The sequence below is a fragment of the Mesoflavibacter sp. CH_XMU1404-2 genome (assembly GCF_037029465.1).
GTDB lineage: Bacteria > Bacteroidota > Bacteroidia > Flavobacteriales > Flavobacteriaceae > Mesoflavibacter.
Genome location: NZ_JAYMEM010000009.1, coordinates 61,897 through 81,036, shown reverse-complemented (window position 1 = coordinate 81,036; position 19,140 = coordinate 61,897). Strand labels below are relative to the sequence as shown.

Annotated in this window: 10 protein-coding genes; 5 read left to right on the top strand and 5 right to left on the bottom strand. The window is 32.2% G+C overall.

What is annotated here, in order from left to right:
* Positions 1 to 25 precede the first annotated feature (25 nt).
* The 3 genes from WA327_RS06360 to WA327_RS06350 all read left to right on the top strand — a co-directional run bounded on the left by WA327_RS06360 (position 26) and on the right by WA327_RS06350 (position 3,278).
* Positions 26 to 1,846 carry a TonB-dependent receptor domain-containing protein gene (locus WA327_RS06360; protein ID WP_336067749.1) on the top strand — a complete coding sequence of 607 codons (1,821 nt, stop codon included), beginning with the start codon at positions 26 to 28 and terminating at the stop codon, positions 1,844 to 1,846.
* Positions 1,847 to 1,914: 68 nt separating this feature from the next.
* On the top strand, positions 1,915 to 2,784 hold the full coding sequence (locus tag WA327_RS06355; protein ID WP_336067747.1) for a cupin-like domain-containing protein: 870 nt from the start codon (positions 1,915 to 1,917) through the stop codon (positions 2,782 to 2,784).
* 2 nt (positions 2,785 to 2,786) lie between these two features.
* Positions 2,787 to 3,278 (top strand): DUF6646 family protein, encoded by a 492-nt coding sequence (locus WA327_RS06350; RefSeq protein ID WP_336067745.1) that lies wholly within the window; start codon positions 2,787 to 2,789, stop codon positions 3,276 to 3,278.
* A gap of 55 nt (positions 3,279 to 3,333) precedes the next feature.
* Here the strand turns inward: WA327_RS06350 and WA327_RS06345 are convergent, their stop codons facing one another.
* The gene (locus WA327_RS06345; protein ID WP_336067743.1) at positions 3,334 to 3,801 is read right to left on the bottom strand and encodes a regulatory protein RecX; all 468 of its coding nucleotides are present in this window, start codon (positions 3,799 to 3,801) and stop codon (positions 3,334 to 3,336) included.
* A gap of 162 nt (positions 3,802 to 3,963) precedes the next feature.
* On the opposite strand from WA327_RS06345, the gene WA327_RS06340 reads away from it, so the two are divergent.
* Complete coding sequence (locus tag WA327_RS06340; protein ID WP_336067740.1) at positions 3,964 to 9,297, top strand: IPT/TIG domain-containing protein; 5,334 nt, start codon at positions 3,964 to 3,966, stop codon at positions 9,295 to 9,297.
* A gap of 115 nt (positions 9,298 to 9,412) precedes the next feature.
* A complete protein-coding gene (locus WA327_RS06335) occupies positions 9,413 to 11,917 on the top strand; it encodes a T9SS type A sorting domain-containing protein (protein ID WP_336067737.1) in 2,505 nt (834 codons plus the stop codon).
* A gap of 64 nt (positions 11,918 to 11,981) precedes the next feature.
* Here WA327_RS06335 and WA327_RS06330 read toward each other — a convergent pair whose 3' ends face one another.
* From WA327_RS06330 to gdhA, 4 genes are all read right to left on the bottom strand, one after another.
* Positions 11,982 to 14,399, bottom strand: coding sequence for a TonB-dependent receptor domain-containing protein (locus WA327_RS06330; protein ID WP_336067734.1), 2,418 nt, complete (start codon positions 14,397 to 14,399; stop codon positions 11,982 to 11,984).
* Positions 14,383 to 15,102 (bottom strand): DNA repair protein RecO, encoded by a 720-nt coding sequence (gene recO / locus WA327_RS06325; RefSeq protein ID WP_336067731.1) that lies wholly within the window; start codon positions 15,100 to 15,102, stop codon positions 14,383 to 14,385. Before recO ends, WA327_RS06330 begins: the two co-directional genes overlap by 17 nt.
* Positions 15,102 to 17,465, bottom strand: a complete 2,364-nt coding sequence (locus tag WA327_RS06320; RefSeq protein WP_336067728.1) for a two-component regulator propeller domain-containing protein — start codon at positions 17,463 to 17,465, stop codon at positions 15,102 to 15,104. Before WA327_RS06320 ends, recO begins: the two co-directional genes overlap by 1 nt.
* A 109-nt stretch (positions 17,466 to 17,574) precedes the next feature.
* Entirely contained in the window at positions 17,575 to 18,918 is a 1,344-nt protein-coding gene (gdhA, locus tag WA327_RS06315; RefSeq protein WP_336067725.1) for an NADP-specific glutamate dehydrogenase, read from the bottom strand.
* Positions 18,919 to 19,140: the final 222 nt, after the last annotated feature.

The window sequence follows — 19,140 nt, the reverse complement described above, 5'->3', positions numbered from 1 at the left end:
TTCAAAAACAAGAAAACACACCTTTATGAAATTATTCTCATTTGTAGTTGGACTTAGCTTAGTAACTGCAACATTACAAGCTCAAGATTTACAACAAGAGCAGCAATTAGATTCTGTTGTTATCTCTTCTAGCAGAATTGATTTACCGTTTAAAGAAAATTCAAGAACTATTACAGTTATTTCTGCTTCAGATATAAAAAATAGCGCAGCTACCAATGTTGCAGATGTGTTGCAACAATTTGCAGGCGTAGATATTAGACGTCGTGGTACTGCTGGTAGCCAGGCAGATTTACATATTCGTGGTGGCGGATTTGACCAAACCTTACTACTTATTGATGGTATAAAAATGGACGATGCGCAAACAGGACATCACACCATGAATGCCGCTTTACCACTTGAGGTGATTGAGCGTATTGAGATAATTAAAGGTCCTGCAGCACGTGTTTTTGGACAAAATGCTTTTACCGGCGCTATAAATATTGTTACTAAAAGTACTTTAAAAAATACCGTATCTACAAAGTTAGAAGCAGGTAGTTTTGGGCAATTAAATGCAGGTGTGACCGTTGGTGCAGATTTAGAAAACTCGTCACACATTGTGCATGTAGACAAAATGACTTCTGAAGGTTATCGTTATAACACAGATTATGATAACAGTAATTATTTTGTAAAAAGTGTTTTTAATAAAAAGAAAAAAGCAATTGAAATGATTGCAACATTTCAAGAGCGAAAATTTGGAGCAGAAAATTTTTACACTCTAAATCCAAATTGGCACGAATACGAAGAAACTCAAAATAGTTTGTTAGCATTTTCAACGCAATTTAAAACCGAAAATTTGACTATAAAACCTCGTGTGTATTGGAAGCGTAATCAAGACGAATTCATATTAATTAGAAATAACCCTAGTGCTGCAAGAAACTTTCATGTTTCTGATAAAATAGGAACCGAAGTCAATGCGTCTTATAAGTCTAGTTTAGGAGTTACTGGTTTTGGTGTAGATTTATCTAAAGTCTATTTAAGAAGTAATAATTTAGGCAACAGACAGCGTTTTATGTCTACCCTATTTTTAGAACATCGATTTAAATTTTTAAATGAAAATCTAGATATTACACCAGGTGTTGCAGTAACGTATTTTTCAGATTTTAAGTTTTATGCGTTTCCTGGTTTAGATCTTGGTTACCGATTAAATAATAACTTAAAAGTCTACGGAAACATTGGTTATACTTACAGAATACCAACATATACAGATTTATATTACAGTGATCCAAACACTATTGGTAACGAAAACTTAGAAGTGGAAGAAGCTTTTTCTCAAGAAATTGGGATTAAATATTTATCGCCTAAATTTTCAGCATCTGCAGCAGTTTATAATAGAGACGCTAAAAACTTAATTGATTACATCAGACCAAATACTTCAACTTCATTTTTTGAGGCTACAAATATTGCAGAAGTTAATACTAAAGGTTTTGAAGTTGATGCACAATTTCATTTCTACTTAAATAATTACAAGCAAACTTTTGCAATTGGTTATAACTTTATGGAAGATAATATTTTAGATCAAAATAAAGATTTATCTCGTTATTCTTTAAACACATTAAAACATCATTTTACATCTCGTTTAAGTACTCAATTATTTAAAAATATCACTCAAAATATTGTGTACAAACATGCTGAGCGTACTACAGGAGATAGTTACAACGTTTGGGACGCATCTTTAGAAGCTAGGTTAAAACAATTTACGTTAACTGCAACTGCAAGTAATATTTTTAATGCAAAATATATAGAAGCTGGTTTTGTGCCAATGCCTCCAAGCAATGTTTTATTTGGTCTTAGATATAATTTTAACTAAGCTATAACTACTAGCTAGTTATTATTTGGTAACGTTTTATTAACTTTGTCTTTTAAATTTTTAATTATTTGGAATTAAATCTTCAAGACATACCAAGGGTTAAAACGATAACCAAAGAGGACTTTATTAAAAACTACTTCAAACCTCAAAAACCAGTGGTTATTGAAGAGTTTATTACAGATTGGCCTGCGTATTCTAAATGGAGTTTAGATTACATGAAAGACATTGCTGGCGATAAAACCGTACCACTTTATGACGACAGACCTGTTGATTATAAAGACGGATTTAACGAGCCACATGCAAAAATGAAAATGAGCGAATATGTAGATTTGCTTAAACGTGAGCCTACAAAATACCGTATTTTTCTGTGGAATGTTTTAAAGGAAGTCCCGCAACTACAAAAAGACTTTAAATTTCCGGATTTTGGATTACGATTAATGAAAGGCTTACCAATGCTATTTTTTGGAGGTCGTGATAGCTATACGTTTATGCACTACGACATAGATTTGGCTAACATTTTTCACTTTCATTTTGAAGGAAAAAAACAATGTATTTTGTTTGATCAAAAACAGAATAAACATTTATATAAAATACCACATTCTTTAATTACGAGAGAAGATATAGATTTTGCTAATCCAGATTTTAACAAATGGCCAGCCTTAAAAAATGCCAAAGGTTGGGTTTGCAATCTAAATCATGGTGAAGTCTTATATATGCCAGAAGGCTATTGGCACTACATGCGCTATTTAACACCGGGTTTTTCTATGAGTTTACGCGCTATTGCACGTAACCCAAAAAACTTAGGAAAAGCTATCTACAACGTATTTATAATGCGAAGCATAGATAATTTAATGCGTAGAATTAAAGGTCAAAAATGGATCGATTGGAAAAACCAACAAGCCATTACAAACACAAATAAATATTTAACTAAATCTTAAAAATGAAAAAAGGATTAATAGTACTTGCTTGTTTAATTACAAGTCTAGTAACTGCTCAAACTTTTGAAGGTAAAGGCGACCAAAAATTACAGATAGGTGCAAACTTTCAAGACAATGTAAACGGAATTGTAATTACTTACGATTATGGTTTAGGCGAAAACATTTCGGTTGGAGTTGTTGGTGGTTACGCACTTAATTTAAACAATGGTTTAAAAGCAGATTTTGAAGATAGAATAGACTTAAAAGCACGCTTTAATGCTAACTTAGGAAACGTAATTAACATTAGTGATAACTTTGATGTTTATCCTGGAATTAGCTTAAGTTTAAAGAATTTTGGCGGACACCTTGGTATGCGTTATTTCTTCTCAGACGGTTTTGGTTTATTCACAGAATTTGGTACTACGTTTGCCAAATATAACTCTGAAGCCTTAACACCTGCAGAAAAAATAAACAATCAATTTAATGCTAATATTGGAGCTGTATTTAATTTATAATTCAATAAAATTATAAAAAGAAAAGCCTTTCTCTGTTTAAGTTGAAAGGCTTTTTTTATGGAATTAACTCGTTTACTTTATCATAAACTAAATGCGTTTCCCAACCACGATAAAGCAGGTAATCAATTAATTTTTTCTTCTTTTTAAACTTGTCAGGCTCTTTAATAGACTCGAGTTTCTTTTCTGCTAACTGATTAAACGTTCTATAGTAATCAACTTCATCAATTATTTTTAAAGCACTATCAATGTTGTAATTTGAAATATCTTTTCGCTTCAACTCTAATTTTAAGCGTTGTTTACCCCACTTTTTTATATTGAATTTTCCACTTACAAAAGCTTTTGCATAGCGTTCTTCATTTAAAAAATTATGCTCTAGCAAATGTACTATAATATAGTCTCTAGCCTCAGGTATCATCTGCATTTGCATCAATTTTTGAGTCACTTCTTTATGGCAACGTTCTTGGTATGCGCAATAATGTTCTAGCTTTTTTTTAGCTTCTTCTAAGGTATAAGAATTATTCATCTATCAATTATAATCTACTAAATTAAATAAATATTAAAAAAGACCATAGAATATTATCTAATGATTAAATCTAAACACAAACAGTTGTTGTTCATCGATTTATTAAATTAAAACTTAAGATTTTTCCTATATTTGAGACCAATTAATAGTCAAAACCTCAACATGAATAAATATCTACTTACTCTAGTGGCATTGCTATGCCTTAATTTTTCGTTATCCCAAACAACAATTGGAATTCAGGATTTTGATGGTGGTGTACCAACAATGACTTATACTGGAGGAACAGTTACAACTGGAACAGGACCATTTCCTGCAACAGTTAATTATTCCTCTGCTTCAAATGGCTTATATGTTAACAACTCTTCAGAATTTATAGAGTTTTCATCTATCGATGCTTCAAGTTATACAAATATTAATCTGACTTTAAGATTAGCTTCTTTTGCCGGCACATCTGGTAACGGTGCTGATGGATCAGATTATGTTGTTGTATCTATCAGTACAGATGGAGGAGCTACTTACTCTGATGAGTTAGAAATAAATGGTAACAATAATGCGAAATGGGGATTTAGTGGCGCTAATGCAGGAACTGGAACTGCTACAACTGTTTATGACGGAGACAATACTCCAACAAATTTCACTCCTACAGCTGGAGGATATAGAACTACAGATGGTTATACTTTTTTATCTATAACCAACCTACCTAATTCTACTAACTTAAGAATTAGAGTAGAGCTATTTAACAATAGCGGAAATGAATATTGGATAATTGATGATATTTTAGTTGAAGGTACCTCTGGATCTCCAACACCTACCTTAACAGTTTCACCTTCATCATTAACAGGATTAGATTATGTTGTTGGAAGTGGTCCTTCAGCTGAACAAACTTTTGATGTAACAGGATCTCTTTTAACAGGAGATATATCAATTACTGCTCCAACAAATTTTGAAATATCTCTAACTTCTGGTAGTGGTTTTAATGGTTCTTTAACCATTCCTTCTGCAAGTGCTAATAGTACTAATATTATTTATGCAAGACTAGCAAGTGGTTTGGTTACAAACACTTACACTGGCAATATAGACGTTTCTAGCGCAGGTGCAACTTCTAGGTCTGTTAGTGTAACTGGAGATGTAACTGCAGCTCCGCCTAGTAATGATTTATGTAGTGGAGCAATAAGCTTAACTCCTACGACAAGTTGTTCTTACACCACATACACCAATCTAAATGCTACAGATAGTGGAGTAGCAGATCCTAGTTGTGCTAGTTATAATGGTGGTGATGTTTGGTTTTCTGTAGTTGTGCCAGCAAGCGGAGAAATTACTGTTGATACTAACAATATTGATTTTACAGATAGTGGTATGGCAATGTATACTGGATCTTGTGGCAGTTTAACCCTTTTAGAATGTGATGATGATGATAGTCCTAACGGAATAATGTCATCAATCACTCAAACAGGACTTAGTGTTGGCTCTACAGTTTATATTAGAGTTTGGGAATATGGAGGAAATGCCTCAGGTGATTTCGGAATTTGCGTTACAACTCCTGCTCCACCAAGCACAACTTTAGATTTTTCTTCTGCAACATATTCAATAGATGAAGATGGAACCAGTATTAATTTATGTGTAGATATAAGCGCTCCAAGCAGTTCTGTTGCAACAACTGCAGATGTAGTCTTGGTGTCTCCTGATAGTCCTCATTTAACATATTCAATAACATCAATTACATTTCCTGGAGGAAGCTCTGCACAACAATGTGTATCTGTTGCCATTACAGATAATAGTGTTTGTGGAGATGGAAATACATATTCTTTTGAAATACAAAATGTTTCAGGTGGAGATTCAGCTTTATTAGGAACTATCGACTCAACAACATTAACAGTAAATGATAATGAAGGAACTAGCGGAACACAATTTATCCAAACATTTAGTTCTGGTAGTACATGGAATTATACTGAAAGTAGTGAAGGCGACGAAGGTACATTTGGCATAGTTTCAACATTATCAAATATAGATTACTCAGGAATAACAGGTGATTTTTGGGGAATTAATGATGCTAACGAAGAAGACTCGATAATCTTTGATACAGTTAATACTTCTGGTTTAACAAATATGCTCTTTAGTTTTGATTATGATGTATTTGAATTTGATGATAATGACGACATGTATTACGAATTATATTTTGATGGTATTTCTCAAGGTAAAATTCAGTTTATAAATGGTTTTAGTAATTTTTCAGATGAAGGAACTATTACTGTTTCAATACCTGATGGTACTAACAGTGTAGCAGCAACTTTATATGTAGATCAAAATGGTGGCGGCGATTATGCTGCTTGGGATAACGTTACAATAACTGGCGATTCTTGTCCTGCTTGTACACCAACACATACAATTACAAGTTTTAGCCCTACTTCTGGACCTGTTGGGACAACAGTAACAATTACAGGTACAGGATTTACTTCGGGATCTACAGTAGATTTTAATGGAATTTCTGCTACTGTAACTTTTGTTAATGCAACTACACTTACAGCTGTAGTACCTTCTGGTGCAACAACAGGCGTGATAACAGTAACAGAATCTGGTTGCTCTGTAGATTCTGCTACAGATTTTACTTTAACTGCTTGTACTCCGTCACATTCAGTATCTAGTTTCACTCCAACATCAGGACCAGAATTAACAGAAGTAACAATTACCGGCACAGGTTTTACAGCTAGCACAACAGTAGATTTTAATAGTACTAGCGCAACTATAATCTCTCAAACAGCAACTCAAATAATTGCTGAAGTACCGGCAGGAGCTACAACAGGAACACTTACTGTAACTGAAAGTGGTTGCGCTTTAGATATTAGTCCTGATTTTACGGTTATTTATAGTAATAATTGTTCTCTTGCAGGAAGTATGCCTGCTGGATGGACTGATTTATTAATTTCTGGTGTTTATGATGATTCTGTTTCATCTTGTCACTACATTGAATTATTAAACCCAACAACGTCAGACATAGATTTAGCAGACTACACAATTGGGTTTGATAACAATTTTACTTTAGGTTCAGCTGTACCTATTACAGGTTTTAACGGTACTGTTCCTCTATCTGGAACAATTCAAGCTGAAAGCAGTTACATGATTCAAGTAACAACAATTTCAGGAGGATGTTCTTCTTGCCCTACTATTACTCCTGATTATACTTATATCGGAAGTAATGGTCTAAATGATGAAGACAGGCTGGTTTTAGTTCAAAATTATGGGGCCGGCTCTGCTACAGCTCAAGATGTTTGGCAAAATCATTCTAATGGTACTGGATATAATGTAGGTTATGTGTTTGCAAGAAACTTTTCTTCTACAGCTCCAAGTTCTACTTTTTCTAATTCAGATTGGGTAATGAGTAATACAGAAGATTGTTTTGGTTTTGCTATTTCTGGTACAACACCTCCAAGCGTTACTGTACAACCAAGTGACGTTTTGGGATGTAACTCAGCTACATTTAATGTTACAGCAACACCAGGTAATTCTGGAACATTAACTTATCAATGGTTATATAATGATGGAGCAAGCATAGGCTGGAGTAATGTAACTGCTGCTGCTTTTTCAACGGGAACTGTAACAGGAGAATCTTCAAGTTCTTTATCTATTAGTGGCTTTGACTTGACAAACTATCAATTTTACTGTAAAGTAATTGAAGATGGCGTTTGCTCTGTATCTAGTGACGCTGCACAATTTAAAGGATCTGCTACTACCACTTGGTCTGCTGGGTCATGGGATAATGGTATTCCTGATCTGACCACTACAGCAATTATCAACGACACATACAATACAACTTTAAACGGAAATATAGAAGCGTGTAGCCTTTATATCAATCCATCATATGTATTGACTGTTGGTGCAAATAGTTACGTAAAAGTTCAGACTAGTATTTACAACAATGGTGAATTATTAGTTCAAAACGAAGGATCCGTAATTCAATTAGACAATTCTGGTATTTATGATGACTCAGGTAGTGTTGCTACTATCCCAACAACCGTAGAAAAATTAACCGCAGTATTAGACGCATGGTACGAGTACACCTACTGGAGTAGTCCAGTGACTAATGAAACTATAGGAAGTGCATTATTCCCATCAAGTCCGTATAGAAGATTTAGTTTTAACGCAGGTAATTTTGTAGACTCTACTTACGAGACTAACAATAACAATGCTACAGTTGTTGGTGCAGGAGTAGATGATATTGATGACGATGCTAATGATTGGCAACTAAGAGCTGCTGGAGATTTAATGACACCTGGTGTTGGTTATGCTGCAACACACTCGCCAGCTGCATACACTACAGCAACTAATTATAACTATTCTTTTAGAGGTCCGTTAAATACTGGTATTATTTCTGTTTCTGTAGAAAGAAATGACACAGAACTTGGAGATACAAATTGGAATTTAATTGGTAATCCTTACCCATCTGCTATTGATGCAACATTATTTTTTAATGAAAATAATTACAGTGCAAACCCATCAACAGGTACTTTAGATGGTGCCATATATTTATGGTCACATTCTACGCCTCCATCGGCTACCAATAACGGTAATCAACAAATTAATTTTGACCTTAACGATTATATTACACTTAACTATACTGGTTCTTCAGTAAGCGGAGTGACAAACTACATAGCGTCTGGACAAGGATTTTTTGTTACATATTCTGATGCTGCTCCATCAACAACCGGAACGGTAACGTTTAATAATAGTATGCGTGTTGACGGAAATAACAATCAGTTTTTTAGAACTAGTAATGTTAACGCAAGCACTAATATTTCTGAAAATAAATTATGGTTAAAATTAACTAACGATTTTGGTTTAAAAGACAATATAATGGTAGGTTATGTTAACGGTGCAACAGCCGCAAACGATGGTGCTGCTTATGATGCAAAAACCAACGGAGCATACACAAAAACTATGACTTTTTACTCTTTAATTTCTGGTGATCCAGAAAAATTAAGCGTACAAGGTAAAGCTACTACCGATTTAAATATTACAGAAACTATTTACATTGGTTTTCTTAATAATATAGATATACCAACAGTTTACACTATAAGTATTGATGATTTTGAAGGTGACTTCTTAACAAATAATACCGCTTATTTAGTAGATAATTTATTAAATACTTATCATGATTTATCAGCTTCGGATTATTCTTTTACTTCGGAAGTTGGAGAGTTTAATAATCGTTTTGAAATTGTATTTACAAATCCTTCTTTAAGTATTGATCAGTTTACTTCAAATGAAATAAACACAACCGTAATTTCATTACCAAATGATGAAGTTAAGTTTATAGCTCCTAAAAACTTAAACATAAAAACTATCATTATTTACGATACTTTAGGAAGAGAAATTATAGATTTAAAAGGAAGAGAAAACACAGAAACTTATCATTTAAGTACCTTAAGTCAATCTGTATATTTAGCTGAAATTGAACTTTCTAACAATCAAAAAATAATTAAAAAGTTCGTCAAAAAATAATTGATAATGTTTTTTATCGCTAAAAACTTAAGCTTCAACTAATAAAGTTGAAGCTTTTTGTTTTAAAATAATTTATGAAATATTTTTAGCATGCTATTAATTATATATCATTAAGATGAAAAAATTTACGCTATTAATATTTTTTTTATTTACTATTTTATCATTTGGCCAAACACTTTTACAACCTGGAGAAATTATAATTACAGGTTATAATGCAGATGATGCTGATCAATTTACATTTGTATTATTAACTGAAACATCAACAGGCACAGTAGTTAAATTCACAGATAATTCGTGGAATAATACAACCTCATCTTTCTCTACTTCAGAAGGTATCATTGAATGGCAATCTGATCAAGACTTACCATGTGGTACAGAGATCACAATTACTGAAACATCAGGAAATAACTTTACACCTTCAATTGGCGTGGTAACTAACAATCCGACTGGTGGTTTTTCATTAAATGGTGGTGGAGAACAAATTCTAGTTTTTAGAGATACCACTGCTACACCATTTTTTTTATATGGTATTAGTTTTGATAGTACTGGTTGGACTTATGATCCTGTAAACAATAGCACAACTTCAGATTTACCAGCGTCTCTAACGCTTGGTACTTCTGCTTTAAATTTAGGAGGAAATATTTCTAATGCAAAATATAATTGTACAACTACAACGACGACTGCTAATATTTTAGCAGATGCAGGAACGGCAAGTAACTGGCTAACATCTTCAACACGTTTTAGTAATTTAGGTGGATGTGGTTACACTTGCGATATAGCTAATCCTTGTGGCACAACAATAGCAACTTGGACAAGTGGTACATGGCAAGGAGGAATTTTACCTGACTTAACAAAGAGTGTTATTATCAATGATTATTATGACACCTCTATAAATGGAAGTTTTAGTGCTTGTAGCTTAACAGTATCTGCTGGAAACACTTTATTTATAGCAGACAATACTTTTGTTGAAGTACAAAGAAATGTAGATAATAACGGAATAATTAATTTACAAACTGCGGGTAGCTTTTTACAGAATGATAATACTCAAAGTTTTACTAATAATGGAGCAGGAACATCTACTGTAACTAAACGAACAGCAATAATCAATAATTGGTATGAATATACTTATTGGAGTAGTCCTGTTACTGGTGAAACAATAGAAAACACATTTTTTACAACAAATCCAGATAGACGTTTTTACTTTAACGCAGCTAATTTTTCTGATTTGTTCTATGAAGTCGGCAACAACAATACATTAACAGCTTATACAGCAACAGATACATTAGATGATATTGATGACAATGGTGACGATTGGCAATATGCTTCTGGAATAATGACACCTGGTGTTGGCTACGCTGCGACACTGTCCCCTACATCTTTTAGTATTGGTGGAGGCAGTGGTAATAACTTTGCACATATCTTTTCGGGACCTTTTAATAATGGATTAATAAACGTTGCTGTAGTTAGAAATGATGATAGTAGTACTAGTGCAATACCAGATAATAATTGGAATTTTATAGGCAATCCTTACCCTTCTGCTATTGATGTAGACTTATTTATGGCTGCAAATAAATACTCAACATCTAATACAGAAGGCACATTAGATGGTAGCATCTATTTATGGTCACAAAACACACCGCCTTCAGATAATAACAATGGTAATCAAATCCTAAATTTTTCTGGGTCAGATTATGCAATCATAAATGGTGTAGGTGAAACTGCAGGAGGAGATGGTGTTACTCCTACCAGACATATTGCTTCTGGACAAGGCTTTTTTGTAAACTATGATGATAATGCGACAATACCTGGAACAGTAATATTTAATAATGGTATGCGTGTTAAATCTAATAACGATCAATTTTTTAGATATTCAAATACAACTACTACAAACATTAATAACGAAAGTGACAACTTTCATGTAGAAAAGCTTCGTTTAAACTTAACATCAGACAATGGTGTATTTAATCAAATTTTAATCGTCTACAATACTTTAGCTACAAACAATTTTGATGGCTCATATTATGATGCTGCCAAAAATTTATCTTCTAATACTGCGGTTAAATTTGGTTCTATAATAGAAAACAATCCAAATCTATTTGCCATACAAGCAAGAAACATTAGTGATTTAAATGAAGATGAGATTATACCTGTAGCCTTTAAAACTTCTATAAATGTAGCTACACTTTACACTATTTCAATTGTTGATGTCCAAGGAAATTTTCTAGCTAATAATCCTATTTACTTAAAAGACAATCTTAACTCAACCATTCACGATTTAACTGCAAGTGATTACAATTTCACTTCTGTAGTAGGTGAGTTTAATAACCGTTTTGAAATTGTTTTCAATAATGCTAGTTTAAGTATTGATAATAACGAAATTACTTCAAACAACCTTTCTATTATTGAATTAGAAAATGATAATATCATGTTTAAAGTTGATCAAAACTTCACTATTCAATCGATACAAATATTTGATACTTTAGGAAAAGAAGTGTACAATTTTAAAGGTGAAAACAGTACAGAAACTTACAACATGAAAGAATTAAGTAGTAGTCTTTATATAGCTAAAGTTACTTTAAATAACGGACAAACTATAACTAAAAAGGCTATAAAAAAATAAGGATGACGTGTAAATGCTATTCTTTAAACCAGTATTGGCAATTTTGTCAATGCTGGTTTTATTTTTATAAACTATAAGTTAATGACACAATTAAATTTCTTCCTGGTGCTGCAATACCAGAAGAATACGTTTTATAACGCTGGTCTGTAATGTTTTCTAAAGTTGCGGTTACAGTAGTGTCTTCTCCTAATTGATATTGAGTTCTAAGATTTAAAGTATACCAAGATGGCGAGAAAGGATTTCCGTTTTCATCTAAAGCATAGATATAATCTTTTTCAGTTTCAGAAGGTGCTAATTGCGTAAACGACAATTTGTTGTTGTAATTAACAAAGCCATCTAACTTAATCTTATTAGATTGCCAAACCAAGTGTGTATCTCCAAAATTTGGTGCAACGTGTCTTACAGGCACTTCTACGCAATCTGTTTCTTCAGTTCCTCCTATAAAATTGTATCTTGATGTCAATTTAAATTGGTCGGTAATATTCCAAAGTGCTCCAAATTCAAAGCCATAAATCCAAGATTTTGATGCATTTTGTATTGACTGTACATTACTTAATTCGCCATCATAAATAATCTCTGTTTCACCATTTAAATCTCCATTTCGTCTTACTAAAGCATTATCTAAATAAGTATAGTAAGTTGCCATGTCTAAGATAAATTTTTTATTGAAATTCAATTTTAAACCTAATTCACCATTATAAGCATACTCTGGTTTTAAATCGTTATTTGGCACAACAACAGATCCTGGTTCTGAGTCAAACACCTTTCCAACATCATCAACATTTGGTGCTCTAAATGCTGTAGATAAGTTAAACTTCCATTGTAAAACATCATTTGGCAACCATGTAATTCCTGTAGAAGCTGTAAGCGCATCTGCATTAATATTAGCTTTATTAAAAGGTAAATTTAAATACTGGTTATTAGCAGTAAAATCTGCATTTTGAGCCACGTTATTATATCTTAACCCAGATTGAAATACAAATTTTTCAGTTGGCTTATACTTATAATTAGCATAAACCGCTGCACTATGCCAAGTAGCACCATCTGGATATCTTGAGACGGTATTTTGGGTTGTATTATCTTCAATATTTTCTGTGTATCCAATAGAATTCACTTTGTTAAACACATATTCAACCCCATAGAAAAGGCTAGATGTTGTGCTTAAATCTTTTTCTAAATCTAAATTGAAAGATAAAGCGTTAACAGACTCTTCGCGTACATTTCTTTCAACATCTTGAAAGTTTCTATCCATTCTACTTTCTTGAAAATTTTGATAGGCAAAAGTTGCTTTTACATTATCGTATAAAGCTGCGTTACTGCTTCGTTTGGTTACTTTTAAATTTGACATAAACCAACGTTGCGGACCGTAATTCCACTCTGCAGAACGCAAATTATCACCACGATATCTAATTAATCTATCGTATCTTGGATAATCTGAAGTTGTGGTGTAGAACAACCCTAAATCAAAATCTAAATCATCTTTTGGTTTATAAGAAACCTTTTGCATTAAGTTAATTTGATTGTAGCCCGTAAATTTTTGAATTTTAGGGTTATTATTTTCAATAATTACATCTTGATTGTTTTGTGTCACTACATATTCTGGTCTTAAATACTCTGTTGGACCATGACTACCCATACGCAAATCGTTAAAATCTGTATAAGTAACATTAGTTAAAAAACCCCATTTTTTTAGACCTAAATTAACATCAATATGTGCTGTTTTTTCTTGGTTTGCAGTCGCATATCTAAGCATCACGTTGCTATCTACAATCAAGCTATCTGTATAAGAAAGTTTAGGATTTTTAGTGTAAAAACTCATCACACCACCAATAGCATCGCTACCATAAATAGTAGATCCTGCACCAAGAATAACTTCAGTTTTTTCTATAGAAAGTGGATCTATAGAAATAACATTTTGAAGATTGCCACCTCTAAAAATGGCGTTATTCATCCTAACACCATCAACCGAAATTAAGAGCCTATTGGTTGAAAAACCACGTATCATTGGGCTACCACCGCCTAACTGACTTTTTTGAATATAAACTTTACCCGTGTTTTCTAATAAATCTGCGCTAGTTTGAGGATTATTAAAACTAATCTGCTCTGCACTTACAGTAGCAATACTTTTAGGAATTTCTCTTTTGTTTTGCTTAAAATTTGAAGCTGAAATTATAATCTCATCTAAACCTAATTGATTTCCTTCTAAGTAAATAGTGTTGTTTGTAATATTAGATTTTTTAATTGTTTTTAAACTGAAAGAAATATGTTGAAAGAAAATAACTTCCTTATTTGAAAAACTTTCTAAATCAACCAATCCATCTACATCTGTAATCGCAGTTTTTGTCTGAGATTTATTAAAAACTGCTACGCCAGAAATTGGTGCATTTGTTGTCTTGTCTAAAACTTTTACCGATTGAGCATAAGAATTTACAAAAAGAAAGAATAGAAAAATAAATGTTATTTTCTTAATTAAATACATCATTTAAGATTTGTAAAGATTTTGGTTGGTTAAAATTGGTCAAATGTAAATCAAAATACTGCAACAACATTTTTAAAAATTGCTGACGTTGTTTTGAATTCATTTTTACTTCGTTTAATGCATCAAAATTTGTGCCCAACATCTGTTTTAAAAGTGTTAAATTTTCTCCAGAAATACAGTATTTTGAATTATTTATATGCTGAAATTGACCTTCTAAAAGATTAAAAAAATCTGCATCTATTTCAGAGTCATCTGGATAAAACCCAAGGTACTTGGTTAACTCTAAAAGAAATAATAAATGTGCATTAGAAATTTGACTATTTGTATCTAACCATTTAAAAGATGTTTCTAAATAATTAAACAGTGGTAAGTTTTGCTCTTCTTCTTTTAGAGCTTGAGATAAAATTTCGGCTAAAAACATGGCTATAGCACTTTTAACTATATTAGTGTGCAAAGAGCTATATAAAAAACTTGTTTTTAAATCTTTTATATATTGCAAAGACCTATTTTCTTTATGATCTGTTTCTAACTCTAATAAAGATAAGGGCTGAAAATAGGCTATCTTTTTGTTACTTTTTTTAGACTTTAACACACCATTTAGCAGGTAACTTACAATACCTTGATTAGAGGTATAGCATTTTACTATTAAGTCGTTGTCTTTAAATCTTATTTTTGAAAGAACTATGGCTTTTGTTTTGGTTTGCATTACCTAACCACCATTAATTTAAGCACCTTAGTTTCTAGCGTATCAAGGTCGTTTAACATCACTAAATATACACCAGAAGCTACAACATCTCCAGCAAGATTTTTACCATTCCATAAAGCTGTACCGCCATCAATTTCAAGGTTGTAACCTTTAAATCTTCCGTTTGTGTTAGACTCTGCTTCTGCAACTAAGTTACCTTCTATATCTGTTATTTTGATGTTTACGTTTTCAGAAATATCTCTTATTTTGATTTTTTCTGTAACCATATCAAATGTTGGTCTAACGGGATTAGGAAATACGAAAGCATCTTCTAAAGTAGTTTTTGGTTTAGAAGCATCCGATTTAAAGGATAGAAGTCCGTTTTCTGTTGCTATATAAACAATACCATTTACTTCATCTAATGCTACATCCAAAATATCATTACTTGGTAATGGTGAATTATCTTTTGTAAAATGAAAAATAGTTTGCTGCCCATCTGATGAGAAATAATACAAACCAGTATCCAAAGTAGCTATCCATTTATTGTTAGACCCATCTACTTCTATGTCTGTAATAAACTGTTGGTAAAGTAACTCACTAGCTTCACCGTTATCTAAAACCACAATATTATCTACTTCTGGGTTTTCTAAAAAACTTTGTGTGTTGTAAACTACTCTAAGTCCTTTATCCAACCCTAACCATAACTGTCCATTTCTGTCAATTGCTAATGCTCTTACGTTTGGAGACGGCATACCGTCTTCTTCACTGCTAATATTGACAATTGTTGGGTTATTACTATCTGGTACACAAGCAATCAAACCATAATCAGAACTACCTATAAAAACGGTATCACTATCATCAAAAATGATGGAAGAAAACCCTAAATTAGAATCTGGTGGATTAATTAAAGAATTAAAATTATATGATTGCCACTGTCCTTCTTGAGAAAGTCTATTTAATGGCCTCTCATACCTACCATTCATTACCCAATAATTTCCGTATTCATCAAAATTACTAGCAAAGACAAAAAAGTTTGCTCCTAAAAAAGGTATAATAGTACTATTAGTATCATTAAAGAAAGTATTTACTTCTCCATCATTTAGAAATACTACTCCTTTTCTCGACGAACTGACATATACTTCACTAGTATTATATGGATCTATAGATATGTTTGATAAAGCTAAAGGGACTGTTAGGTTTACAGCTTCAGATATTGTTTGATAATTAATATTCACCCATTCTTCTTGAACAAAGTGACTTAAACCAAAACGTCTTTGACCTAAAAATGGATTATAGTTAATAGAATACCCTCCATGGGTACCCCAAATTTGACCTTCTTGGTACTTAACTTTAAAAAACCTATTTAGTAATGGACTACTTGGGTGTATTTCATTGTATATTTCAGGTTCATAGTATGAGGCTTTTAAAACCCCAAAAGCTTCTTGCCCAACATTTTCAATTCTATTTGTTCCTACATATATATCTTCTCCAATACTTATACTTTTGCTAAAGTTTGAGTTATATTCAACTGTTGCAGATGTTGTAGCCAATTGATTGAATAAACTATCATAAACAAAGACCTGTTTATTAATAGTCACAATTAACTTGTTTTCATTTGTTTTAAAACCTGTAATGGTTTGTGGATAGATTATTTTTTGTATTGGATTATCATTAACAAGCTCATAAACCCTTCTATTAGCTGTTGCAGCATAAATTACTCCTTCAACATTTTGAATACCTATCCAATTACCATTATTTAAACTTTCCCATTCTTGATAATCTATCAAGTTAGGATTGGCTATTTGAGCTTTATATAATCTTTGTGCTGTAGCTGCATAAATATTTCCTTCTAAAACTGTAGTCTGTCTAACTTCTAGTTGAGACCCATTTGGTCCTATGTAATATGTGTCACCAAATTCTAAAGCATCTATATTATATACTGAAATTCCATAATCTGTAGAAATGTAAATTAAGTTTTCATTCATGAATAGATGATTCACAACTTTATCAACTGATGGAATTGATGTTTTCTCTAATATATCTACTACACTCAAAAATGTTTTATCAATTTCATTATAAACTTGTAATAACCCATTTTCAAAACCAATAATTATAAGATTTCTTTCTTCAACGTAAAGTAATGCTGTTATTGTCTCACCAGACATGCCTTCTATTGAAGATATAGTTTCTATTTCATCAGTATAGATGTCATAAGAAAAAATTGCATTTTCTGATGCAACAAATATTTTTTGTGAGCCTTGAGATATGTCTTTAATTTCTAAATAAGAAAAATAGCCTGTCCATGCCTGAGAGAAATCTTGAGCAAAAGATGAAAACCAACATATAAATATTAAAATTGTAGATAGAATATGTTTATAAGACATGAATACTTTTTTGTATAACGTTAATTTCTAATAAAAATATATACAAAAAAACAAAAAAGCTTTCCTTATTAAAAGGAAAGCTTTTAAATACTTTTATATAATTGTTGATTTACACCAATCCTTGAGCTAACATAGCATCTGCCACCTTAACAAATCCAGCAATATTTGCTCCTTTAACGTAGTCTACAGTACCATCATCATTTTTACCATATTCTACACAAGATGCATGAATATCATCCATGATTTGGTGTAATTTAGCATCTACTTCTTCTCTTGTCCAGTTATATCGTAATGAGTTTTGGCTCATTTCTAAACCAGAAGTTGCAACTCCACCTGCATTAGAGGCTTTACCTGGAGAGAATAATATCTTAGCATTTTGTAAAACTTCAATAGCTTCTGGTGTTGTTGGCATATTTGCACCTTCTGCAACTGCTATTACATTATTCTTTACTAAAGCTTCTGCTTCTTCTTTATTTAATTCGTTTTGTGTTGCACATGGCATTGCTAAATCACAATTTACGCTCCATGGTCTTTCGCCTTCATGGAAAGTTGCAGAAGTATACTTTTCTGTATATTCGTGTATACGTCCACGTTTTACATTTTTAAGTTCCATGATAAACGCTAATTTTTCTGCATCAATACCTTCTTCATCATAAATATATCCAGAAGAATCAGACATTGTTACAACTTTTCCTCCAAGTTCTGTTGCTTTTTCGCAAGCATATTGTGCTACGTTACCAGATCCAGAGATTACAACTGTTTTACCTTCAAAAGAATCGTTTTTAGTTGCTAACATATTTTTTGCAAAATACACACAACCATAACCTGTTGCTTCTGGTCTAATTAAAGATCCTCCATAAGACAATCCTTTTCCTGTTAAAACTCCAGTAAATTCGTTTTTAAGTCTTTTGTATTGACCAAACATATAACCAATTTCTCTTCCTCCAACACCTATATCTCCTGCTGGTACGTCTGTATTTGCTCCGATATGTCTGTATAATTCAGTCATAAAAGATTGACAAAAACGCATTACTTCGTTATCACTTTTCCCTTTTGGGTCAAAGTCACTTCCTCCTTTTCCTCCACCCATTGGTAAAGTGGTTAATGAGTTTTTAAATACTTGCTCAAACCCTAAAAACTTTAATATACTTAGGTTAACTGAAGGATGAAAACGTAAACCGCCTTTGTATGGTCCGATTGCCGAGTTAAACTCTACACGGTAACCTCTATTAACTTGTGGTTGACCTTTATCATCAATCCATGGTACTCTAAAAATTATTGTACGCTCAGGCTCTACCATACGCTCTAATAATAATTTATCTTGGTACTTAGGATTAGCTTCTATAAACGGAATTACAGTCTCTGCAACTTCGTGTACAGCTTGTAAAAATTCTGGTTCGTGACCATTTTTTGCTTTTACTTGATCTAAAAATGCTTCTATTTTTTGTTTCATTATTACAATAAAATTATGACTCTTTTATTTTAAGTGTCAAATTGCAGTGCAAATATACATTATCTTTAAATATTTACGTTACATTTTTAAAATTTCGCAAACGTTTTAGTTAGATTTCTATTTTAAGAAATAATTATATTTACTTCATTTTATCCTTAATATTTGTATGTTAATCGTGTTTTCATATATTTGTTGGATATTTAGCCTCTAAAATAAAAGCCT